This window comes from Vibrio splendidus 12E03 (assembly GCF_000272105.2).
Lineage (GTDB): Bacteria > Pseudomonadota > Gammaproteobacteria > Enterobacterales > Vibrionaceae > Vibrio > Vibrio splendidus_I.
The window spans coordinates 1-23,833 of record NZ_AJZD02000004.1 but is presented as its reverse complement, the minus strand read 5'-3'; the positions used below and the strand labels follow the sequence as shown (position 1 = coordinate 23,833).

The window sequence follows — 23,833 nt, the reverse complement described above, 5'->3', positions numbered from 1 at the left end:
ACAGCCCGGTTGGTGCTGCGACAAGATTTGCTTTACTGTCCAAAAGCAAAGAGCCTAGCAAGTAAACCACAGTCTTGGGTTTACTTAATGCTAGGCTCTATTTTTATTGCTGTTCGCAGGTCTATTTACGCTCTATTTTCCGTTGTAATGACGGTATTCAAACACCTGACCTTTCTCGTTAAACGCATACACAGAATACTCGTCTTTCTTATCGCCATACTCCATGCCTGGCGAACCCATTGGCATACCCGGAACCGCTAAACCAATCGCATTACGTGGTGGGTTTTCTAGAAAGGCTTGAATGTCATCTGCTGGAATGTGTCCTTCAAATACGTAACCGTCGATCTCTGCAGTGTGGCAAGAGGCTAGCTCTTGTGTTACCCCTAGTTTCTGCTTGATTGGGTTCATATCATCGTGGAGCTTCTCAGTAACATCGAACCCAGCATCTCGCATATGTTCAGTCCATTCTGTGCAGCAGCCGCAGTATGGAGATTTGTGGTTTAGAACATCAGTAGCTAAAGCTTGTCCTGAGATTGCAGCGAGTGCAGTAAGAGTCATAATTTTACGAATCATGGTTAACCTCATGAATATGGTTTTTATTAATATTAGAATGAGTTAGTTTGAACAATCTCAGCCTGTTGGCATTGCTTACTACCGTAATTGACGACATCGCCATCGCTGCCCCTGCAACGACAGGGCTAAGCAGAAATCCGAAAAATGGGTAAAGCACACCGGCCGCGATAGGAATACCAAGCGAGTTGTAGATGAAGGCACCAAATAGGTTTTGCTTCATATTTCTCACGGTCGCTTGAGATAGCTCGATCGCGTTGCTTACTGATAATGGCGATGAGTTGAGTAGCGTCATTTGCGCACTTTCAATCGCGACATCACTGCCACTACCCATTGCGATTCCTATATCCGCTTGAGCAAGAGCGGGTGCGTCGTTAATACCGTCTCCGACCATGGCAACACTCTTATATTGCTGTTGAAGCTGAACAATATGTTGAGCTTTCTGCTCTGGAAGCACTTCCGAGATAACCTCGTCGATACCGACGCTTTTACCTATTGCTTGAGCCACAGAGTCGTTGTCGCCCGTTAATAGCACAGTGTGAATTCCGGCGGATTTTAGTTGAGCTATCGCCTGTTTGCTATCTATTTTTAACGCGTCTGAAATGCCCAATATGCCTTCCAGTTTTTGGTCAATCACAATGAAAATAGGCGTCCACGCTTGCGAGCGGCAAAGCTCGATGAAATCCGCGCCAATCTCTGTATTGATACCTAATTGGGTGAGGTACTTAAGCGAGCCAACTTGCACGTTCTTGCCGTTAATTGTTGCTTGAACCCCAAGCCCGCGTTGGTTTTCAAATTCGCTGTGTGGGAGTACTGAAACTTCCAAGCTCTCTGCATATTGGCAAACGGCTTTGGCAAGTGGGTGCTCAGATCCTACTTCTACTGAATAAGCATAAGCCAGTAACTCTTGCTCCGTTAGATTAGCGTAAAAGGCCTGTTGAACGGTTGGTTTGCCTTGGGTCAATGTCCCTGTTTTGTCAAACACAACAGCATCGATCTTGCTGGCAGACTGCAATACATCCGCATCTTTAATAAGAACGCCAAACTCAGCCGCTTTACCGACGCCAACAGTAATCGAAAGCGGTGTTGCTAGGCCTAATGCACATGGACAAGCGATGATCAGCACTGTGGTTGATACCACTAACATGTAACTGGCGCTTGGTTGTGGACCTACAAAAAACCAAATTAGGGCGGCAACCGCTGCGATTGCGACCACAGCCGGAACAAAAACGGCTGAGATAGAGTCGGCAAGCTTGGCGATTGCTGGTTTACTGCTTTGAGCTTGGCGAACCATTTGAATGATTCTAGCCAGCATGGTGCTTGATCCAATCCCAGTCGCTTCAATAATTAAACTACCATCACCATTAATAGTGCCCGCAGAAACGCCATCATTAGTTGATTTAACGTTGGGAAGTGGTTCACCGGTCAACATCGACTCATCGATATAAGATTCACCTGAGACTACGACACCATCAACCGGCACTTTTTCTCCGGGTTTTACTCGTACTTGCATGCCTACCTGAATGGCTTCTACTGCGATGGTTTGTTCTTTGCCATCGACGATAACGACCGCTTTTTGAGGCTGTAAATTAATCAGTGCTTGCAGCGATTTTGTAGTACGTGCTTTGGCTTTGGCTTCGATGTAGTGACCCAAAGAAATTAAGCCAACGATCATTGCGCTTGCTTCAAAGTAGACATGGCGCGATGGTTCTGGGAACCATGATGGAATCAAGACAACCAGCATAGAATAGAACCATGCCGCACCTGTACCTAGAGCGACTAAGGTATCCATGGTCGCACGCTTATGCATAAGCGACTGCCAAGCATTAGTGAAGAAGCTACGACCTGAGGTTGCAAGCAGTATCAAACAAACGACACCAACCAAGCCCCAAGCCAGTTGATCGTTAAATGTGGCAATGGTCATGCTGCCACCGAACACGCCCCATGCCATCAGCGGAGCACCGATCACCAGCGCACTTACTGAGTTTCTAAGGAAGGCTTGTTGAGTACGAAGTTGCTGTTCTTGTTGTTTTTGCTGTTGAGTCGCCGCATCGTCGACAAACTCAGCGCCATAACCAGCGGCTTTCACCGATTCTATTAGAGCGTTTTCAATGATGTCTCTTGTTTGAGAGGTGAAAACCAAGGCTGTCTGTTCAGCTAGGTTGATCTGCGCTTGGTCGACGAATTCATTCTTTTTCAGCGCTTTCTCTACCGAAGAAACACAACTCGCACACGTCATACCTTCAAGAACAAGGTGATAGGTATATTGGCTAGCCGTGGTTTTATCTTCAGTATCTTCAATCTTTTTATCTGTTTGTTCGTTTTCTGAATCTGAACTAGATAAAAGGTTATTGGCTTCAGAGTAGGGAGCTGCGTGATAACCCACACTCTCGACTAGCTCAATAACCTCGGATTCTGCAAGCAGAGTAACCAACGACAATTCATGTTTGGTGACGTTTAGATTTGAGACTTGCTCGGTTTGTTCAAGCGCTTGAGTCAGTTTGTTCACACACTTGCCGCAGCTGAGGCCGGATAGCGAAAGGTGCAGCTTGTTACCCATGCTATAGCCAAGTGTCGCTAACTGTTCGTTGAGTTGAACGTAATTCGATGGTGTCGAAATATCGATATAGGTCGGCGATATATCATTAATCGTCGTATTGTCGAGATCAGAAAACAGTGTGCGGACTTTCTTCGCACAACCCATGCAATTTAGGCCGTTGAGTGCGGTTGTGTAGTGGTTCATATCGATACTCCAATTCTCATCTACGCCTAACATAAACCTTCCCGTAAGGGTAAGGTCAAACATAAATTCAAGAATTTGATCTTAGTGGTGCGTTAGCTGGTGGATCCAATTTGGGAATGGGAAAAGGGAATAAAGGATCCGCAGCTATAATCTACTGGCTAAGGCAATAGATTTGCTATTTCGAAGGCGGAATTCGGCTTTCTATAATCGCTTTCGCGCAACAACAGCACATTAATCATTCACTACTGATTGTAGATTTAAGCGGTGGTGATAAAATAGCGCCCAAAATTTAGTGATATTTGTCCGTTACAGGCTTTGTAATGGCGAGCACTAAAAGAATCACCTACATAATCAAGGTATTTAAATGACGGTTAAAACTCGTTTTGCTCCTAGCCCAACTGGCTATCTTCACGTTGGTGGTGCACGTACTGCACTTTACTCTTGGCTATTCGCTAAAAACCAAGGCGGTGAATTCGTTCTACGTATCGAAGACACGGACCTTGAGCGTAACTCTCAAGAAGCGGTTGATGCAATTCTAGAAGGCATGCAATGGATGGGTATGGAATGGGATGAAGGTCCTTATTACCAATCTAAGCGTTTTGACCGTTACAACGAAATGGTTGATAAGCTACTTGCTGAAGACAAAGCATTCAAATGCTATGCGTCTAAAGAACTGCTTGATGAAATTCGTGCAGAGCAAGAAGAAAACAAAGAAATGGCTCGCTACGATGCTAACCACCCTAAAATTGTTGCAGCAAACGAAGCAGCAAAAGAAGGTGATGCGTGCGTTATCCGTTTCCGTAACCCTAAAGAAGGCAGCGTGGTCTTTGATGATCAAATCCGTGGTCGCATTGAAATCGCTAACAGCCAACTTGATGACCTAATCATTCGTCGTACAGACGGCGCACCAACTTACAACTTCGTAGTGGTAGTGGATGACTGGGATATGGGTATTACACACGTTGTTCGTGGTGAAGACCACATCAACAACACACCTCGTCAAATCAACATCTACGAAGCACTAGGCGCGCCAGTTCCGACTTTCGCTCACTGTGCAATGATTCTTGGTGATGACGGTGCGAAACTTTCTAAGCGTCACGGTGCTGTTTCTGTAATGCAATACCGCGATGAAGGTTACCTACCAAACGCACTAAACAACTACTTAGTTCGTTTAGGCTGGTCTCACGGTGACCAAGAGATCTTCTCTCAAGAAGAGATGATTGAGTTCTTTAGCCTTAAAGCAATCAGCAAGTCTGCTTCTGCATTCAACACTGACAAGCTACTTTGGTTGAACAACCACTACATCAAAACTTCTGAGCCTGAGTACGTGGCAAAATACCTGCAATGGCACCTAGACGCACAGAAGATCGATACAACAAACGGCCCTGCAATCACTGAAGTGATCAAGCTAGTTGGCGAGCGTTGTAACACGCTTATCGAACTTGCTGAGCAGTCTCGTTACTTCTACGAAGATTTCTCTGAGTTTGAAGCGGGCGCAGCGAAGAAGCACCTACGTGGTGTAGCTAAAGGTCCACTAGAGCTTGCGCTTGCTAAGGTTGAAGCTCTTGAAGAGTTCACGACAGCAAACATCAAAGATGGTGTGATTGCAGCAGTATGTGAAGAGTTAGAGATCGGCATGGGTAAAATCGGTATGCCACTTCGCGTAGCAGTAACAGGTGGCGGTCAGTCTCCTTCTGTTGATGCAGTGATGGAGCTTGTTGGTAAAGAGCGCGTAATCGCTCGCATCAAGATGGCTCTTGAGTTCATTGCAGAGCGTGAAGCTAACGCTTAACTGAGCAGTTGTTAGATTCAAAAAAGGGTCAGTAACTTGGTTACTGACCCTTTTTATTTGTTTTGAGCTTTGTCTAGGGAATAAGCTTAAATCTTTTTGAAGATGATTGAAGTGTTAATACCGCCAAAGGCAAAGTTGTTGCTCATCAGATATTCAACATCCAATTCGCGACCTGAACCTGTGATGTAATCGAGCTTGCCGCACTGTTCGTCGATATTCTCAAGGTTTAGGGTTGGGCTGAACCAGCCGCTGTGCATCATCTCAAGGCTGAGCCACGCTTCAATTGCACCACACGCGCCAAGCGTATGCCCAAAGTAACTCTTAAGAGAGCTGATTGGCACTTCACCAAAGATATTCGCTGTCGCGTTACTCTCTGCAATGTCGCCTTTTTCAGTCGCGGTTCCGTGTGCAGAAACATAGCCGATTTTTTCTGCCGGAAGTTGCGCATCTTTCAGAGCTTTTTCCATACAGATTTGCATGGTTTCCATCTGAGGTTGGGTCACATGAGCGGCATCGCAGTTGCTGGCAAAACCGATGATCTCAGCGTAGATTTTTGCGCCACGAGCAACAGCATGTTCATACTCTTCAAGAACAAGTGTACCTGCGCCTTCACCGATAACTAAGCCATCACGCTCGTTGTCGTAAGGACTAGGGGATTTCTTGGGTGTGTCGTTTTTTAAACTGGTAGCAAAAAGGGTATCGAAAACGGCAGACTCAGTTGGGCATAGTTCTTCACCACCACCGGCAACCATCACGGTTTGGTAGCCGTGCTTAATTGCTTCATAGGCGTAGCCAATGGCTTGGCTTCCTGAAGTACATGCGCTGCTGGTGGGAATCACGCGACCACGTAGACCAAAGAATAGACCTACGTTTACCGCTGCTGTGTGCGGCATCATTTGAACGTAAGTGGTTGCTGTGATTGCTCGTGTCGACTTCTCATTCAGCATCACACCAAACGCACCAACCGCATCAGTACTGCCGGTTGAAGAGCCGTAAGCGATACCCGTTTCACCATTGGTCAACACATCGTGACCAATTAAGCCGGCTTGCTCCAATGCATTCTCAGTAGCAACCGTTGCTAGGCGTGATACACGGCCCATGCCACGCACTTGCTTACGCTTGTAGTGTTTAGGCAGTTGGAAGTCATCAATAGGCGCTGCAAGCTTAGTGTTGAGACCGTCATATTGCTCGAAGCTTGGCATATATTGAGTCGCATTTTCACAGGCCTTTAGCTTAGGCTCTATCTGTTGCCAGTCGTTACCAAAAGCAGTAACACCAGACATGCCAGTTACAACAACGCGGCGGGTCATACTAAACCTCCATTTACTGAAATCACTTGGCGAGTTACGTAGCCTGCAATATCAGACATTAGGTAGCTGACTAGACCAGCCACTTCTTCCGGCTCACCCATACGGCGCAGTGGTACTTGAGGAAGTGCATGATCTTTCACGTGCTCGTCAACCATACCTGTGTCAATTAAGCCCGGAGCGACACAGTTTACCGTGATCTTGCGTTTTGCGAGCTCTAGAGCAAGAGACTTAGTTGCGCCAATCACCCCCGCTTTTGCCGCTGCATAGTTAGTTTGCCCACGGTTACCCATAATGCCTGATACAGACGCTAGAGTGACGATACGGCCACCTTTACGCTTTTGAACCATAGGCATAACACAAGGGTGAAGTACGTTGTAGAAGCTGTCTAGGTTGGTGTGGATCACGCCATCCCACTCTTCTTCCGTCATGGCAGGGAATGCAGTGTCGCGAGTAATGCCTGCGTTGTTTACCACACCGTAGTAAGCGCCATGTTCAGCAATATCTGACTCTAGCTTTTCACGACATTCGCTGCGGTTGCTGATATCAAATTGGATAAGACGTCCAGCGCCACCTTGCTCGGTGATCGATTGTAGAGTCTCTTCAGCACCCTGTTTGTCACCCATGTAATGAACGGCGATTTCAAATCCGTCTTTCGCGAGTTGAATAGCGATCGCTTTACCAATGCCTTTGCTGGCACCAGTGACTAAAACCTGACGGGTCATGATGGGCTCCTAGTTTTCATTTCTTGTAATTTTTGTTCGGTCGGCACGTAAACGTTGAGTTGGCATTGAGCCACCAACTCGCCTTGGTCTTCGACTCTTGCGCTAAACACGGCCATACCGCTGTCTTCCATAAGCTGTTCGGCGTAGATATCAAGGGTCTGACCTTGAGTAAATTCATCACACAGTGACTTGTAACGGCGAGAACCGAGTAAGAAACCGATCGGGGGAGTGGTGCCGTTTTTCAGTGCGTGGTATCCAGACCAAGCAGCAACAGACTGCGCCATAAACTCGATACCTACATAAGCGGGTACCGTTTGAGATTCGGCGTCAAGGAACAGATTATGGTCACCAATATCGACCTGGCAGTGGATCGACAACGCCTCTACGTTGATAGCACGATCGATTAATATCATCGGATCATCGTGAGGGAGGAGTTGGTCTACAGAAGGGATATCAGTCATTTACTACACCAAAAATCAGGCTAATGTTGTTACCACCAAAAGCAAACGAGTTGCTTAAGATGTTCTTTACTTTAAGTTTCTGGGTACAGTTTACCAAATCAATCTCAATATCTTCAGCTTTATCCTGACATTTTTGTAAGGGGAGCGGTAAGTCATATTTTAAAATATGCCATGCAATTGCCGCCTCAATCGCACTTGCAGCTCCTAGAGTATGCCCGGTAAGCGGCTTGGTTGAGCTAACGGGAACCTTGTTTGCAAAAATACGATGGATGGCTTTGCTTTCCATTGAATCGTTGAGGGGCGTTGCGGTGCCATGGGCATTGATGTATCCGATGTCTTCTGCTTGTAACTGTGCAGAATATAAAGCTTTTCTCATCGCTTGCTCGGCGCCATTTCCTTCAGGGTGGGGCGCTGAAATATGGTGTGCATCAGAGCTATCACCACAGCCTAATAAGGCAATGTTTGACGTGTCTTGTGCTGCATTAACACCGACTAGTTTTGTTCTGCTGAGCAACATAAATGCCGCCGCTTCGCCGATATTGATACCATCACGAGAGGCGCTAAACGGCTTACAATGTGTCGTTGATAGTGCTTCTAGGCCATGAAAACCGTTGAGTGTCAGTTTACATAAGGTGTCTACACCACCGACTAACACAGCATCAGCCATGCCTGAATCTAGCAAACGTTGCGCAGTGAGAAACACACGACCACTCGATGAGCAGGCGGTTGAGATCGCGTAGCTTGGTCCGGTTAATGATAAATACTGGCTAACGAATTCAGAGGTATTGCCTAACTCTTGTTTCGAGTAGTGGTAATGCTCAGGAAATTCACCGTGTGCCAATTGATGTTTGAAAGCCGCTTCACCATCGGAGATACCAGAGGTGCTGGTGCCTATAACAACAGCAATACGGTCTGCGCCAAACTGTGCCTTGGCAAGTTCAATAGAATCTTTGATTTGGTTGAGAGCTGATAACGCCAGCTGATTGTTGCGAGTGGCATACTTCACGAGGGTGGATGGAACCTCTGGTAGCTCACCTGCGATTTTTCCAACGACAGTGTGTTTGCCGTCGTTCAGCATATCGCTCACTTCAACCATGTTTGGTTCACGCTCGTCTTTCAGACAACCATGAATGTCTGAAAGACTTGAGCCTAACGCTGAGTGGAAACCACAGTCTTGGATATAAATAGGCATAGTATTCAGCTCTTACTTGGGTTATCGACAATCGTTGAGTTCAACGTTTGTATGGTGATGGTGTAGCCTTGGATTAGATGCTTGAAAACAATCTCTCCAGATGTATTTGGTTCGCCGACGTTTGCTTGGTATTCAATACGAATGATGGCTTGTTGGTTGTCGTCAAAAACGGTTCTTGTTTTGTCGGTATCGACCAGATGCCAACCTATGCTCTGTAAAGGCTGCGCCCATGCGTCTGCCGGCCATAAGGTCAGCATTAAATTAAAAAGCACCTGTTCGGGTTGCGGTAAAGTCGCGCCAAGGCCAGATAGAACTTGTGTATCGATCTCTTGATCCTGGTATTGCAGCGATAAGATGCGCGTTCCCCAAGAGGAAAAACCCGCTAGCACGACTTTATCTGGTGTGACTTCGACTTGAACAGGAAGCTGCTGTGTGTCGGTTTCCCACGTAGCGCTAATCAGCTGACTAGCCGTGAGGGAGTACCCCAGTTCGGCTGGCAATGGCAGTGCTAGCTCGGTGTCATTGTTGATAGACACACTGGCACCACTCGGTTGCTGAGAAACCATCGAGCAGGCAGTGAGTAAAATACCCACTAGTGTGGCGAAGGTTACCTTTAACGTCTTATTCATCTAAAAGCCTCTCGAGAGGTTGGTCGTTCTACGTTTTTACTACTGTTGATCGCGAGCGGAGAAAGTAACCACGCGACAAAGATCCCTGTCAGAACCGTTATCCCAAAGCTATGAATGGCATGAGTCTGACTCAACGATAATAAGCCGAATGACAGCAATGTCGTGAGACCAGACAAGGTGATCGCTAATAAGGTGCTCAGCGACTTCTTCTGCTCAGCAAAGAACAGGGTGTAGTCGATGCCAATCCCTAAAATCAGAATCAAGCCCAACAGATTAAACAGGTTCAACGTGGAACTTAAAATACCCGTAACCGCTAAGCCTGCCACGCCTGCAATCAATGACGGCAACAGCATTAACAGGCTTTGCTTCACACCGTAACGCCAGCCTAACACCATTCCAATAGCGGCTAACGCTATCAATAATAGCTCGGTAATTTTGACTCTGTATTCCGCAAAGAGAGCAGAGATTTCATCGGCTTTATTGAGGTATTTAACACCTTGTTGCTGAGCAAAGCTTGAATCGAGCCATTGAGAGAACAGTTCTGAATTTGTGACGTCTTTGATCAAAATGACTGACGCCGCTTGTCCGTCGATCGGTTTTAACCAAAGTGGTCGAACGGGTTCTGACACCGGTGAATCTAAAAATCCAGATACCGTGATGGGTTCGAATTTTGGTAGTTGTGGAAAACTAGACCAACCTAGCGTGCTTTGTAATATATGGCTTTGTTGGCTATAGAGTTGTTCAACTAACTGATAGTTATCATGTTGCTCTTGTTCGCTTAGCAACTGTTGATTGATGCTGCGATACCCTGAGATACCTTGGCTATCGACTAGAGAATCTAAGCTTGTGGTGATTTCTGCCAGTTTTTTGAGTAGCTTTTGATCGCTGTCGGCAGTCACCAAAAGCATATTTTGCCCACTGCCTAATCCTGAGATTTCAGTAATGGCTTGCTCTTGCTGTTTGAGTTGCTCTGGCATTGCCTGAAGTTGGCGAATATCGTCGTCGTAACGAATTTGACTGAGTGACATCAGGCTCAAGACTGTCACAGTTAACGGTAAGCCAATTTTAAATTTTTGGTTGCTCCAGAGGCTTAACCAAGTATGCCAAAGTTTCGACAGGGGGAGAGGGCGTTCTTGACTTGGTTTTGCCGCTAAAACCGGATACCAACACACCACACAGGCGTAAGCTGCGATCAGCCCAATCGACGAAAAAAGAGCAAGTTGCTGCAATCCCGGGAAAGGCGCGACCAACAAACCTAAGTAGCCAATCAAGCTAGTAATCAGACCCAAGGTGATCGCAATGAGAATGTGCTTCAAGCCTTTGTCACTTTGCCATTTACTTCCAGCTGCCAAGCGGTCAGTCAGGTAGTGAAAGGAGTAATCGATGGACACGCCAATCAAGCTGGCACCGAACACCAAACTAAACAGGTGAACCTTGCCGAAGATAGCGACGGTGCTTGCCAGCGCAACCAATAATCCGGTACTGATTGAAAGCAAAGACAAGGCAAGAGGTAGGGCACTACGAAACGTCAGCCACACCAATAAAATAACACCGGCCAATGAGCCCAAGCCAATGGTACTGATTTCTGATTTCGCACTTTCGGTACCGTAATTGGCGTAGAACACCACACCAGTATGCTGCACTTTGACGCCAAACTGTTTTTCGACTTCGCGCTCAATTGAATCAAGATCAGGAAGTTGTTCTTGAATCGCCAAGCTATAAGGTGAACCCGCCAGAGTCGCCGTCACCAAAATATGAGTTTGGTCATTAGATTGAGCGGTTAGGTAGCCCTCTTTCAAAACAAAATTACTTGATTGAACGCCAATAGCACTGATGTAGTCGCGAAATAGTAGAAATGGATCCATCGATAGTTCGGCTGCAGTGACGCCTGAGAACGGATTGTACAGAGACTGAATGACGTATTGAGCTCGTGAATCAGGCGAGTGGGTCAGCGTCTCTTTTTGTTGTTGAGTCAGTAGTTGAGCACGGTGACGAAAGTAGAAATCACTCCACTGGCTTTGGGTGCTGGCGTTGATCTTGCCTTGAACTTGCTGAAACAGAGTTGGCTGATTTGAAAAGGCTCTTTGGTTGAGAGCTTTTTCAAAAGCGTCGGTCGCAATCATGGCTTGGTCGACGTCGGGGGCGCTGATGATAAACACCACTTGTTCACTCATCGAGTTGGAAATCTGCTGGAAAGCTTGTTCAACCATAGGATCTTGCTGATTTTCAGGCAGCAATTTCATGATGTTGCTTTCGATAGGCACTGAAGAAGAAAAAGCGAACTGTTTAATCAACAGTCCGCTGAAAAGTGCCACAATCACTAGCCAGACAAGGGCGAGCTTAGAGTTGAAATTGTTGCGCTTCGGCATCTGACAATACTTCCGGTTGATGGCTTAGCTGGCTAAATTCGATCACTGTGCTGTCTCCACGAATCTCTTTCAGCTCAATGCGTTCAATATCATTTTGACCTTGCAGAGTAATGGCTTCAAATACCGCGTTCATCGGCGGACTTTTAGGCTTGAGAGTGAGTGTCCATGACGTACCCTCTGTGCTTTCATTTGCACTTTCATCTGAGCTTTGCTCAGTCGCGGGTTCAAATGACAGTGAGAACTGCTCTTGGAGTTTTTGAGTATCACCGTGGAACACCGATAGGAATATATGGCTGAAATAAAACGCCATCGGGTTTTCTTGGTCGGTGATGATCTTGGCTGGTTGATCAGCAAACCTTTGGCTCAGTTTGTTGTCGGTTAGCACCAAGCTCACAGGGAAGGGTGTCGCTTGTGTCCAAAGCAAACCGTTCGACTTATCTAATAGGAATGTACCTTGTGACGTCAAAGGCTGGGCAAACATTTCCATGTTGCGCGTTTGAGTGAACTCACCACGCACTATGTTGTTTGCGCTTAATACTGTTTGCAGATCTGAAATAGAACCAACCGTAGCTGTACTTTCATTAGCAATAACAAAACTACTCGCCATCATTGAGGCAAGCCCTAGTAGTGCGATGCTGATTTGCTTACGGCCACGCTTAAACAGACTCATGTTTCACCTGCTGCTGTGTGTTAGATACTTGAGGTTGGTCTGATTGTTGGTCGCTTGGTTGCTGCTCAGTTGATTGGGGTAAGCAGCCAAACTGGTGCCAGTGCTCGACTTTATCAGTAAACACTTTCGGTGAAGCGAAGCACATCTCTTGTTCTTCAATGGTCACCGCAACCTGCATTGTGTGGGCGCGTGTCATGCGAGCACCTGTGTTGGCATCGTGAATTTCGTAGTCAACACGCAGGCGGTTTTCCCATTCAGTCAACTTAGCCGATACCTTGATCTGATGATTGAACGGTATCGCCTTAATGTACTTTACACGCGTGTCGATGATCGGCCACATGTAGCCTGAATCCTTCATCTCATGATAGTTGTACTCAATATTGTCCATCATGATGCGCCTTACTTCTTCAAAAAACCGGAAGTAGTTGCCGTGATAGATCACGCCCATCGGGTCGGCATCTTGGAATGAGGTAATTAGAGTTACCTCAGATTGTAATGGATGAAGGATTTCAGACATAAATCGCTCTCAACAATAATACGTAAAGGGTTAGCTACTTTATGAGGTTAGCTACTCTATGAGTAAAGTTCTTTTAATAAAGTGACCAATGCTGACTTTGAATACGAGAAATAAAGTGGCGTAGATCGCCTTCAAGTGGTCGATCTTCAACGATAAATTCAAACTCTTTGAGTACTTCGTCGCGAATGTGCTTTAGGTTTTCACTCATGTGGTGCTCATCAAGCTCATTGTGACGTTTACGAAGTTCAAGTGCTTGTGTACCCGCCAGAAGTGATGCTGCTGCCACTTGTTCCGTTAGCTCTAGAACGCGTAAACAATCACGAGCAGCAATGGTACCCATGCTGACTTTATCTTGGTTGTGACATTCAGTAGAACGAGAGAACACGCTTGCTGGCATGGTGTGTTTTAGTGCTTCTGCCGTCCAAGCCGAAACACCGATCTGTACTGCCTTGAAGCCGTGGTTGATTGGCTTACGTTCGCCTTCTGCGCCTGTTAGGTTAAATGGCAGTCCGTTGTTGAACTTGTAATCCATCAACTGTGCCATTTGGCGATCAAGTAGGTCTGCAAGGTTGGCTACCGCTGTTTTTAGTGTATCCATTGCCATTGCGATATGACCACCGTAGAAGTGTCCACCGTGCAGTACGCGCTCATTGTCGCCATCGATAATTGGGTTATCGTTAGCGCTGTTTAGTTCGTTCTCAATCATTTGGCGTAGCCAAGGTAGAGAGTCTTGAACCACACCAATCACATGTGGAGCACAACGAAGAGAGTAACGATCTTGTAGGCGATCACTGTTGCGTGGCGGACGATCCGCCTGTAAGTCATCACGCAGCCATGCTGCAACTTGCTGCTGGCCTGGGTGTGGTTTAACAGCAAATAGCGCTTCATCGAAATGGAAATCGTTGCCTTGCATACCTACAGACACCATTGCGGTGATCTTAGTCGACAGCTGAGCTAGGTATTCTGCACGTTTGTAGGCGATACAAGCCAAAGCCGTCATTACTGACGTGCCATTCATCAATGCTAAGCCTTCTTTTGGCTTAAGCTTGATAGGGTTAATTCCTAGTTCTTTGTAGACGTCACTAGTAGGGCGAACTTCGCCTTTGTAGATAACATCGCGCTCGCCGATTAGGGCTGCAGCCAAGTAAGATAGCGGCGTTAAGTCGCCACTGGCACCGACAGAGCCTTCTTGAGGAATACGTGGTGAAATGTCTTGATTAATCAGAGTAACGATCTGGTTGAGCAAATCATGAGTAACACCAGAGACACCTTGTGACAACGAACAAAGACGCGTTGCTAATACTGCACGAGCTTGCTCGTGAGACAGTATTTCACCTAAGCCACAACCGTGGAAGCGTGTTAGATGCAGTGGTAATTCATCAACAAGGTTTGGTGGAATCGCAACGGTACATGAATCACCGTAGCCCGTTGTTACACCATAAATTACGCCTTCTTCTTTTAGTAGGCGTTCTAAGAAAGCGACACCACGGTCGATCTTAGATGTGAATGCTTCACTTGAGTTCATCGAGGCTTTTGCGCCTTGTGAGATAGCGACAACATCCTCAATCGTGAGGCGTTCGGCACCAAAGGTGATGCTATTTGGATTCTTTTTCGTCATGGTGCTTGCTCAATGTCCAAAAATTAAAAAAGTTGTACCACTGAAGCGGTGCTTTCAGTGTGTAGTGCTGTAGTCGGTCTGCGTATTTCTGCACGACTTGCTGTAAAGATTGTTCGCGGGTCTTTCTTGGTAGTTCTATCTTGTCGCTAAAATGCTCAAAATAGACATTAAAATGCGGCTTGGATTGTGAGTCGTCACGTAGTCCAAATAATAGAAATACTGGCGCTTTGAGAACCGAGGCTAACATAAATGGTCCTTGAGGGAAGGGCGCTTCCTTACCCAAGAACTCAGCCCATACAGAGCGACTCTCTTTGCTGGTGGAGGTTCTATCGCCAACAATCACAATCCACTCACCTTGTTCCAGTTTCTGTTGCAACAAGATAGCGGTATCAGGCCCCATTGATGTCACCTGAATCAGGTTTAAATCAGACTGCGGGTTGACCGCTTTCATCACCGAATTAAAACGCTCAGCGTGCTCGGTAAAAACCAATGCATTGATTTTGATGTTTGAGTGTCTGCGACCCAAAGCGCGGCACTATTCGATGTTGCCAAGATGAGAACCCAGAATCAGCACACCTTGTTGGTTAGCCACCATGCTCTCAAATTGTTCTTGACCATGAATGCTCAGGTTATCGACCGAAAAATCCCCTTTCCATGCAGCCAACTTGTCTAGCATGGTATGGCCAAATGAAAGCAGATGGTTATAACTGGTTAATTCCGCCGGTAACTCAATATTCTGTTGTTCAGCGTAAGTCTTTAGTTGAAACAGGTACTGTTCTGAAGCGTTTCGTGCGCGTTTGCTCGTTAGGTGGTAGTAACGCATCACACCACGTAAAATCAGATTAAATACGCCTCGGCCTAACAAGGTATAAACGGCCAATAACAGTTTGATGCCAAGTACGGTGCCGCGTTCTTGAGTGCGGGACCAATGGGGTTGCTCTGACTCGTTATTGTTTGACCCAGTCGATGAATCTTGCTTTTGACCACTTTTAGCAGAATCGGATTTGAAATGGCGAGCAATCAGCTTAGGTGCTCTTGGTAGCATGCCGAAGAACAATCGCGTGTGCATCCAGCTGATTTTTACGTTGTCCCACAGCGCATCGAAATGAGAGATACCGTTTTCAGGATAGATAACCCGCGTTTCAACGAAGTCGATGTCGCAGCCTTCCCAATACAGTCGAACCAGAATCTCGATATCGAAGTCCATTCGAGACCCAACATCGTATTTGCTGAGCACAGCTTGTGTTGGGTTGATCGGATACGCTCTAAAGCCACACATGCTGTCTTTAATTGATAAAGAAAGGGTTTCTATCCATACCCAAACATGTGTCGCGTAGCGTCCGTAGAGCCTTGCCTTGGGCACGCTCTCGTCATAAATAGGCTGACCTGATATCAAGCGCATCGGCTTAGCTCGCGAAGCTTGGATTAATGCGGGTAGTGCTTCAAGGTCATGTTGACCGTCAGCATCAATCTGGATTGCATGACTAAAGCCGAGCTCTTGCGCTCGCTTGATGCCAGCTTTTACAGCGCCGCCTTTGCCTTGGTTCTGTTCAAGCGTTACTAAAGTTACGCTTGGGCTATCGGTAAGGGGAGCTAGCAACTGTTTAGTGGCGCTCTCACTGCCATCGTCAACGATGATGATCGGCAATTCAAAATGATGGAGTGAAGAAACCACAGCAGGCATGGTTGCGCCATGGTTAAAGCACGGAATCAGGAAGCAAGCGTTATAGCTACTTTCTTTGTTTTGGTGCTGAGAAGTAGCCTCGACGGCAGCGCTATTCACTTTTCTCTCCCAGCTTCATTTTACCTGAAGAGTGGGTATGTTCACCCTTGTTCGAGGTGTAACTGAAGCTGAGCTTGTCTTTGTCAGCATCCCATTTGAGTGATAGCTGGATTGTTGCATCAGGCAGGATAGGCTCTTGGAATTTGATGACTTCCATGCCTTTAAAGCAACCAGGGACATTCAGCTCTTGGACTGCATAGTAAAGCGCCCAATCAATCTGTGTAACACCCGGAAGAATAGGGAAGCTTTTGAAGTGCCCCTTAAAATCGGTGATGTCTCCAGTTACATGGAGAGTCAGGGTCGATTCCTTCTCTGCAGTGTCAACAGCAATGATGTTTGGCTTTCTCTTATCCATAGCGTGTGCTTAGAATCCTTGGGCTGAAAATAGGTGTTTTGACAAAAATATAAAAAGATAAACTCAGTGTAAAACACGATAAGCGATTTCTATGATTTTACGAGCTGCTCTATGTGAGAAGTTAATCGCTTGCCTTGGCTGTTGAGGGGAATCTCATCAACCACACGATACTTTCTCGGGATGGCGATTGGCTCTAACCATTTTCTGAGTTCTGAACGCAGCATCAACCAGAACTTGCCTCTGCTCATGGTCGCGAGTGTCGCTTGGCCTTCATCTGATAATACCAAAACCGACGCCAAGATTAAGCGTTCAGGCTCTTCAAATGGAATCACCACACATTCACTTATCCAAGGCAGTTGCTCTAGTCGCTTTTCGACTTCAACCAGTGATACTCGTTTTTCTTCTATCTTGATCACTCGGTCGGTCCGGCCTTTCAATATGAATTGATTGCTCGAGACCATTTCGCACTCATCGGCGGTTTGATACCAGTTGTTTTTGTCGATGTACGGCGACAATAACTTAATGCAATTCTCACTGTTGAGACTAGCCTTAAGACAGTCAAAAAGTTGCCAAGGCGTTTGAGCGCTCTCTTGCTGACGAAATGCGATGCCGCCGGTTTCTGTGCTACCAAAGAGTTCAATCGGTAAATGACCAAGCAGGCTTCGTGATTGGTGAGCAGACTCAGTCGGTAATGGGCCGCCAGAAGAAAACACACCAGCAAGCTGTGCAGATTTTGTTTCGTGCTTTAATCGTTTGAGCAGAGCAGGGCTACTTATCAGCACACAGTTTTTATTAGCGTGAGACAAGATCTGTTCTGGGTACTCAAGGTTGTTTCGAGCAAATGGAACACCAGAACAGAGCGGCCATAAGATTCGAAACAACAAACCATAGATATGCTGGTGCGAAACAGTACTGTGAACTCGATTACCCCTGAGTAATTCGCCCCAGTTCTTATTTAACTGAGCCGTCTCAATGTCTAGGTGTTCTAATGTTTTATTGATTGCCTTGGGTGTGCCGCTTGAACCTGACGTAAACAAGGTCAAATGGATTTCAGCCAAATCAATGGTCGCAAGATTATCGATTAGAGGTTGTTTTGAAGAGGTGTTTGAGTCCAACAAGTTTTGGATATTGCGAACGTCGCTCACTTCAACCATACCAATCGAGTCATCAACTAACAGGCAATCAAAATGTTCACTCAATTCCGCAAGTGCACAGGGCTGGTAGTTGCCCGGTAAGATGATGTGTTTTTGGCTGACGGCACATGCCAAAAAGGTCACCGAAAATAGGTAGCTGTCTTGGGTGCAAATCGCAACTCGTTGAAAAGGGGATGAAGATAAAAGGTGCACGAGTTGAGATAAGTCGGCGCTAAATGTTTGCCACGTAATCTCGCTATTGTCGTCAAAGCAGACAATCGATTCAGGGGCTCTTGTTTGGCTGAGAAGTTCAGACAACGAGATGTAAGATACGGTTTGTGTCATAACAATTTAACTCTGACGAATGCGCTGTCTTACTACCCACTCTCCTGCAAAGAGTAACCCTGCGAACAAATAGCTGAGTAAGCCATTGTATAGGGTCCATATTTCAAGAGGTTGGAAGCAGGTGTAAAGAGCAAGAGAGCCATTGATAACAAAGAACAAACACCAAACTTTGGTGACTTTTCGTGTGTAATCAATGCCACTTTGCGGAAGTTTAGGCTCTTGGAGTCGAGCAAGACGCTCGATAATCGTTTGCGGTTGCCAAAGGCTTGAAGCGAACACAACCAACATACAAACGTTAACGATGACCGGGTAATAGGTTAACCAGCCATGCTGCTTGAAGGTTAATCCTAATGCCAGCAGAAAAATCCCGGCACTACCACTGATCCAAGCTAGGTGTTTTAGCTCTTTGATTTTAGCCTGACCGCCAGTGAAAATACGGACAGCAAAGATAACGGCCAAGACGATACCAACGGTTTGTAGGCCAAACTTGTTGAGTCCAAAGTAAACCGCTATTGGATAAGTGAAAAGTATGATTGCCGACAGTAAAGTCAGCAGAGGACGCATTATGCGTCCTTCAATAGTTCAACCACAGACTCTACAACGTCATTAACGGTGCGTACTGCTTTGAACTCTTCAGGTTTGATCTTCTTACCTGTTACGTTCTGTAGGTGAACGACCAAATCAACCGCATCAATGCTGTCTAGGTCTAGATCAAGATAAAGGTGTGCTTCAGGCGTGATATCTTCAGCATCAAGCTCGAACAGCTCAATCAGCGCATCTTTAACCTGGTTGTATACTTCTTGTTGGTTAGCTTGTGTCATAAAGATCTGTCTAGTTGTTCGTTTGAGATGAGATGTAATTTGCTAGGTTTTCAACGGATGCAAAGTGCTGGCGAGTGTTTGAATCGTCGGCATCGATAACGATGTTGTACTTCTTCTTGATAGCAAGACCAAGCTCTAGCGCATCAATAGAGTCTAATCCAAGTCCATCACCAAATAGTGGAGCTTCCGTTTCAATCTCATCAATACTCATGTCTTCAAGGTTCAATGCGTCGATGATCAGTTGTTTCAGTTCGTTGTGTAATGTTTCCACTTTGGCCTACTTAATGCTTTATCTGAATGCTGCTTTAAGGGGGCGATTCTACATTATGCGATGTATTTTCGAAATGCTGATATCGCCAGTTGCTTTATTGATGAGCTAAATGCTTTCTTCGGAAGGGAAAATCGAGTGTGCAAGGTGATGATTAAGGCGCCTTGCTGCCGAAGTTAAGTTATTTGAATTCTCAATAAATGGTGCGACTTCTATTTTACCTTTCACCGCGATATGAAAAAAGGGTTTCGTCGCAGGAACTTGATACCATTTTTTCTCTTTCGTTAAGAATGTCGGAGAAACCGTAATATGAATCACGCGTAAATCGGTTTGTGTTCGAGTCGCGATTTGTGCCGCCCCACGTTGTAATGATGGTTCAATTCCGGGCGTTGTGCGAGTGCCTTCGGGAAAAACCAGCAGCACATTGCCACGTGAGAAACGTTCTTCACAGCGCTCTAAAAGATCGTCAGGAGCTTGGTTTGGGATATAACCTGCGGCTTTGACAATCCTTTTCATAAAAGGGTTTTCCCAAATAGCGGCCTTAACGAGGCAATCACATTGAGGAAGTTGAGAAGCGATCAGCACATAGTCGATTAAGCTAGGGTGATTGGCGACGATGATGCAGTTACGATCTTCACGTAATAGATCCGCGCCATCAATTCGGTAATCAATCGCGCCCGTTAACTTCATGATTTGGCAAAAGGCGTTGAATGAGAAACGAATCAATCGCTGCGCTTTAAGCTCTCTTTTAATGGTATTGGGAGTCGTTAGCGCGATAGTGGGTAAGATTAAGAAGCTTAATACTAAGCCGCCTAGACCAAAGATGGTAAAGCACAGCCCTGTCGCGAATACTCGCCAATATTGGTCGACTTTGCTCATGACTGTGGGCCTGGCTCGGTGTTATTTAACCAAGACCAAGTTTGGTGCTTGCCAGCAATAGCCCACTTATTTGTACCCAATAAGATATGTTGGAGCGTTTGTAGCCCTTGTGGTAACTGGGAAGGTGCTTGGTTGGCTTCTACTGCTCTAGCAATAGAGTACTCACTGCCAGCGGTGAGCACGAAGCCCAGAGCGTAATCCGCATAGTGTTGTGTTTCGTATTCTTGGTAAAGCTCAGGCAAAGGCTGGTCGAAGTCAATGACGAGTACACGATGTGACGGATACTGATGAAGGTAAAGATAAGCTTCAATCAGAGCGTTATGGAAGGTATCTTGCCCTGCGGCGATTGAAGTCAGTGGAATCGGCGCTTTGGCGGCAATAGTGGTTAGACCGGCAGCGGTATTATGTACCGATTGTGAGAACGCCATCGGCGAGGCATCGTCACCTTCTAATATCGACTGAATCAAAGTGGCAGTTCGGTGCAGCTCACCATGTCGGCTAGCAAAGACAAGATAATCAATCGAGGTGTCTTTTAATAAGGTTAACGCGGTTTGGACGGCAAGTTTGCTTTGCACACTCATTCGACGGCGCATCATTGGAGGGATAGCTTTAAATTCAGTTGAGCCATCTTGTGGCCAATCTAAATTAGTGCTCCACGCTTGCCATTGGGTAACAGAATTGAGACCAGCCGAATTTGCAGACCATTTCTCAATATTAAACGACATTAATTGGGATTGATTTGACATAGAGTATTGATTTGCTTTGGGTCTAACTAAATACTAAGCGCGCTTATAAATAAACACAGATAAGGAATTTAAATGAAATTACTAAAAATAGCGGTTTCAATGTTATTCATATTCGTTCTTGCAGGATGTGGACGCGTCCAACCTGTAATGAATGTTGAGGATACTCCAGTTGCACTGAATCTTCAAAGTAAACAGGTTAAATCAGCTATTTATGAATCGGCTGAAAATCGAGGCTGGTTGGTTTCAGAAATAAAGCCTGGCTTGATACGTGCTGAGTTGTATGTTCGTTCGCACCACGCTGTGGTTGAAATTCCTTATAGTGATAAGTTTTACTCTATTCTTTACGTTGAGTCAGAGAATTTGAAGTACGACGATGGTGAAATACACCGTAATTACAACCGTTGGGTTAATAACTTAAACGTTGATATTAAACGTAAGCTTGCACAAATGGCAGCTGAGTAACTCTCTATTATTTAAAGTTAGGTTTTTCGTGTCGGAATATAAATTAGATCCATTCAACGCATTAGAAGCAAAAACAGAAGCGCAGAAATTGTCGTTCGCTCCTATTGTTTTTCATACTGCTCGTACACTTCGTGATTTAGGTATCTTGAAAGCGTTAGATGACGCGGGTAATGAGGGTTTGGCAGCAGAGTCGATCTATGAATCAACTGGTGTCTCTGAGTACGGCGTGAAAGTCCTGCTCGATATGGCGTTAAGTGCGCATATTGTTACTTGGGACAAACCTAACTATAAAATAGCCAATCTTGGCTTCTACCTTCTGCACGATGGCATGACCAACGCAAACATGGATTTTACGGCCGATGTTTGTTACGCCGCGATGATGCATCTAACCGAAGCGATTGAAGAGGGCACACCTGCTGGCTTGAAAGAGCTTGGAGATTGGGAAACCATTTACCAAGGCTTGTCTCAACTGCCAGAGAAAGCAAAAGAGAGCTGGTTCAAGTTTGATCACTTCTATTCAGATCGTTCGTTCCCTGTGTTACTTGAGAAAGTCTTCAGCAAGAAACCTAAGTCACTGGTGGATATTGGTGGTAACACCGGTAAGTGGGCGATGCAGTGTTGCAATCACGACTCGGACGTTGAAGTTACGATTGTTGATTTGCCACAGCAGTTAGAGATGGCAATGGCAAACGCAACACAGCATGGTCATCAAGACCGAGTAACGCCATTCCCAGCGAATATGTTGGATAAACAGCAAGCTCTGCCAACGGGCGCCGATGTGTGGTGGATGAGCCAGTTCCTTGATTGCTTCTCGCCAATGGAGATTCTGAGTATATTAAAGCGTGTTCGCTCTCATATGTCAGAAGAAGCGACGGTCTATATCCTTGAACTGTTCTGGGATGCACAGAAATACGATGCGGCTTCTTATAGCTTAAACGCGACGTCTCTCTACTTTACCTGCTTGGCAAATGGCAACAGCCGTTTTTACCGCAGTGAAGATTTCTTAGAGATTGTTGAAGAAGCGGGCTTTGAAGTGGTAACTCGCACCGACGATATCGGTCTTGGTCACACGCTTCTAGAATTGAAAGCTGGCGCGCAATAAAAATAACAAACATGGCTTAAATAATGAAAAAACTATCAACTCAAGTGGTGATCATCGGAGCTGGACCGTCAGGGTCTATTGCTGCGTCTTTGCTTCATAAAAAAGGCATCGATGTTCGAGTGATTGAAAAGAGCGTATTCCCTCGCTTTTCTATTGGTGAAAGCCTATTACCAGCTTGCATGGAAGTGATTGAACAGGCTGGGATGACTGACGCAGTGATCAACGCCAACTTCCAATACAAAGATGGCGCAGCCTTTCGCAAAAATGGCGTTTATACGGCGTTCAATTTTGAAGACAAGTTCTCTGCTGGGCCGGGAACGACGTTTCAGGTTCAACGAGGCGCCTTTGATAAGGTTTTGGCAGATACGGCTGAGGAGCAGGGGGTCTGCATTGATTATCAACATGAGTTGATGGGCATTAACTTCACTGAAGACAGCACCATTTTAGACGTACAAGTGCTTGATGGAGAACGCTATCAGCTCGAAGCGCAATTCGTGCTGGATGGCAGTGGCTTTGGTCGCGTGTTACCGAAGATGCTTGATTTAGAAGAGCCATCATCGCTTCCTCCACGCAAAGCTATTTTTACGCACATTAACGATCATATTGCAGAGGTTGATAACGACCTTGAATATGACCGCAATAAAATCTTGATCTCTGTGCACCCAACCAACCCTGATGTTTGGTATTGGTTGATCCCGTTTAGCAACGGTGTCTCTTCGTTTGGTGTGGTAGGTGAGCCTAAGTTCTTTGAATCCTATCCAGAAGACAAGATAGCTGCCATTAAACAGCTAGCGGCAGAAGAGCCGGGCTTAGCCGAAATTCTGGCAAATGCCGAATATCCAAACCCTGCGGGTGAAATTGGTGGCTATTCTGCCAATGTAAAACATCTGGCGATGGATAAGTACGCGTTGCTTGGCAATGCTGGTGAGTTCCTTGATCCGGTATTTTCATCCGGCGTGACGATTGCTATGAAGTCGGCGCAGTTTGCGGTTGAGTGTGTTGAAAAGCAGCTTAACGGTGAACAAGTTGATTGGGAGCGCGATTATGCCGATCCGTTGATGGTTGGCGTAAACACCTTTAGAACGTATGTTGAGGGGTGGTACTCAGGTACTTTGCAGGATGTGATTTTTTATCAAGATCCAAACCCAAAGATTAAGCAGATGGTGTGCTCAATTCTGGCGGGTTACGCATGGGATCAAGCCAACCCTTATGTTAAGGAATCTAAGCGCCGCCTCACGACATTGGCAGAGATATGCCGAAGCTAGATGGTCTATTTAGTGTGTGGACAACACGCTAAAGCGCCAAGATGCCTAACCTAAAAAGAAAAACAGCCGCAATGTGCGGCT

The 23,833-nt window shown here is 46.0% G+C and carries 22 protein-coding genes and 1 pseudogene; 4 read left to right on the top strand and 19 right to left on the bottom strand.

Going from position 1 to position 23,833, the window contains the following annotated elements:
* Positions 1–132: 132 nt before the first annotated feature.
* Together A142_RS00705 and A142_RS00700 are read right to left on the bottom strand one after the other, a co-directional pair.
* Entirely contained in the window at positions 133–573 is a 441-nt protein-coding gene (locus A142_RS00705; protein WP_029405567.1) for a DUF411 domain-containing protein, read from the bottom strand.
* A complete protein-coding gene (locus A142_RS00700; RefSeq protein WP_019824157.1) occupies positions 563–3,376 on the bottom strand; it encodes a heavy metal translocating P-type ATPase in 2,814 nt (937 codons plus the stop codon). Before A142_RS00700 ends, A142_RS00705 begins: the two co-directional genes overlap by 11 nt.
* Before the next feature lie 301 nt (positions 3,377–3,677).
* On the opposite strand from A142_RS00700, the gene gltX reads away from it, so the two are divergent.
* A complete protein-coding gene (gene gltX / locus A142_RS00695) occupies positions 3,678–5,105 on the top strand; it encodes a glutamate--tRNA ligase (RefSeq protein WP_019824156.1) in 1,428 nt (475 codons plus the stop codon).
* 86 nt (positions 5,106–5,191) lie between these two features.
* Here gltX and A142_RS00690 read toward each other — a convergent pair whose 3' ends face one another.
* The 17 genes and pseudogenes from A142_RS00690 to A142_RS00610 all read right to left on the bottom strand — a co-directional run bounded on the left by A142_RS00690 (position 5,192) and on the right by A142_RS00610 (position 20,923).
* Complete coding sequence (locus tag A142_RS00690) at positions 5,192–6,415, bottom strand: beta-ketoacyl-ACP synthase (RefSeq protein WP_019824155.1); 1,224 nt, start codon at positions 6,413–6,415, stop codon at positions 5,192–5,194.
* Positions 6,412–7,137, bottom strand: a complete 726-nt coding sequence (locus A142_RS00685; RefSeq protein ID WP_019824153.1) for a 3-ketoacyl-ACP reductase FabG2 — start codon at positions 7,135–7,137, stop codon at positions 6,412–6,414. Before A142_RS00685 ends, A142_RS00690 begins: the two co-directional genes overlap by 4 nt.
* Positions 7,134–7,598, bottom strand: a complete 465-nt coding sequence (locus A142_RS00680; protein WP_019824152.1) for a hotdog family protein — start codon at positions 7,596–7,598, stop codon at positions 7,134–7,136. Before A142_RS00680 ends, A142_RS00685 begins: the two co-directional genes overlap by 4 nt.
* Positions 7,591–8,790, bottom strand: a complete 1,200-nt coding sequence (locus A142_RS00675) for a beta-ketoacyl-[acyl-carrier-protein] synthase family protein (RefSeq protein WP_019824151.1) — start codon at positions 8,788–8,790, stop codon at positions 7,591–7,593. Before A142_RS00675 ends, A142_RS00680 begins: the two co-directional genes overlap by 8 nt.
* Positions 8,791–8,795: 5 nt before the next feature.
* The gene (locus A142_RS00670; RefSeq protein WP_019824150.1) at positions 8,796–9,419 is read right to left on the bottom strand and encodes a DUF3261 domain-containing protein; all 624 of its coding nucleotides are present in this window, start codon (positions 9,417–9,419) and stop codon (positions 8,796–8,798) included.
* The gene (locus A142_RS00665) at positions 9,416–11,788 is read right to left on the bottom strand and encodes an MMPL family transporter (RefSeq protein ID WP_019824149.1); all 2,373 of its coding nucleotides are present in this window, start codon (positions 11,786–11,788) and stop codon (positions 9,416–9,418) included. Before A142_RS00665 ends, A142_RS00670 begins: the two co-directional genes overlap by 4 nt.
* Complete coding sequence (locus A142_RS00660; protein WP_019824147.1) at positions 11,760–12,458, bottom strand: LolA family protein; 699 nt, start codon at positions 12,456–12,458, stop codon at positions 11,760–11,762. The genes A142_RS00665 and A142_RS00660 overlap by 29 nt, the downstream gene beginning before the upstream one ends.
* A complete protein-coding gene (locus A142_RS00655; protein WP_019824146.1) occupies positions 12,445–12,975 on the bottom strand; it encodes an acyl-CoA thioesterase in 531 nt (176 codons plus the stop codon). The genes A142_RS00660 and A142_RS00655 overlap by 14 nt, the downstream gene beginning before the upstream one ends.
* A 73-nt stretch (positions 12,976–13,048) precedes the next feature.
* Positions 13,049–14,593, bottom strand: a complete 1,545-nt coding sequence (locus A142_RS00650; protein WP_019824145.1) for an HAL/PAL/TAL family ammonia-lyase — start codon at positions 14,591–14,593, stop codon at positions 13,049–13,051.
* Positions 14,571–16,376: pseudogene (locus A142_RS00645) on the bottom strand (glycosyltransferase family 2 protein). The gene A142_RS00650 and the pseudogene A142_RS00645 overlap by 23 nt, the downstream one beginning before the upstream one ends.
* Positions 16,369–16,731 carry a 3-hydroxyacyl-ACP dehydratase gene (locus A142_RS00640; protein ID WP_019824143.1) on the bottom strand — a complete coding sequence of 121 codons (363 nt, stop codon included), beginning with the start codon at positions 16,729–16,731 and terminating at the stop codon, positions 16,369–16,371. Before A142_RS00640 ends, A142_RS00645 begins: the two are co-directional and overlap by 8 nt.
* 89 nt (positions 16,732–16,820) lie before the next feature.
* Positions 16,821–18,209 carry an AMP-binding protein gene (locus tag A142_RS00635; RefSeq protein ID WP_019824142.1) on the bottom strand — a complete coding sequence of 463 codons (1,389 nt, stop codon included), beginning with the start codon at positions 18,207–18,209 and terminating at the stop codon, positions 16,821–16,823.
* Positions 18,210–18,215: 6 nt separating this feature from the next.
* Complete coding sequence (locus tag A142_RS00630) at positions 18,216–18,773, bottom strand: septation protein IspZ (protein ID WP_019824141.1); 558 nt, start codon at positions 18,771–18,773, stop codon at positions 18,216–18,218.
* Positions 18,773–19,030, bottom strand: a complete 258-nt coding sequence (locus A142_RS00625) for an acyl carrier protein (protein ID WP_004739745.1) — start codon at positions 19,028–19,030, stop codon at positions 18,773–18,775. The genes A142_RS00630 and A142_RS00625 overlap by 1 nt, the downstream gene beginning before the upstream one ends.
* Before the next feature lie 10 nt (positions 19,031–19,040).
* Positions 19,041–19,301 carry a phosphopantetheine-binding protein gene (locus A142_RS00620; RefSeq protein WP_004736154.1) on the bottom strand — a complete coding sequence of 87 codons (261 nt, stop codon included), beginning with the start codon at positions 19,299–19,301 and terminating at the stop codon, positions 19,041–19,043.
* A 105-nt stretch (positions 19,302–19,406) separates the two neighbouring features.
* Positions 19,407–20,177: a lysophospholipid acyltransferase family protein gene (locus tag A142_RS00615; protein ID WP_019824139.1), complete on the bottom strand. Its 771-nt coding sequence runs from the start codon at positions 20,175–20,177 to the stop codon at positions 19,407–19,409.
* Entirely contained in the window at positions 20,174–20,923 is a 750-nt protein-coding gene (locus tag A142_RS00610; protein WP_019824138.1) for a beta-ketoacyl synthase chain length factor, read from the bottom strand. The genes A142_RS00615 and A142_RS00610 overlap by 4 nt, the downstream gene beginning before the upstream one ends.
* Before the next feature lie 72 nt (positions 20,924–20,995).
* Here A142_RS00610 and A142_RS00605 point away from each other — a divergent pair, with 72 nt between their 5' ends.
* Genes A142_RS00605 through A142_RS00595 form a run of 3 tightly spaced genes read left to right on the top strand, consistent with a single transcriptional unit; the run spans position 20,996 to position 23,752 of the window.
* Positions 20,996–21,385, top strand: a complete 390-nt coding sequence (locus A142_RS00605) for a hypothetical protein (protein WP_019824137.1) — start codon at positions 20,996–20,998, stop codon at positions 21,383–21,385.
* A 28-nt stretch (positions 21,386–21,413) separates the two neighbouring features.
* The gene (locus A142_RS00600; RefSeq protein ID WP_019824136.1) at positions 21,414–22,487 is read left to right on the top strand and encodes a methyltransferase; all 1,074 of its coding nucleotides are present in this window, start codon (positions 21,414–21,416) and stop codon (positions 22,485–22,487) included.
* Positions 22,488–22,510: 23 nt separating this feature from the next.
* Complete coding sequence (locus tag A142_RS00595) at positions 22,511–23,752, top strand: NAD(P)/FAD-dependent oxidoreductase (protein ID WP_019824135.1); 1,242 nt, start codon at positions 22,511–22,513, stop codon at positions 23,750–23,752.
* The last annotated feature ends 81 nt before the right edge of the window (positions 23,753–23,833 follow it).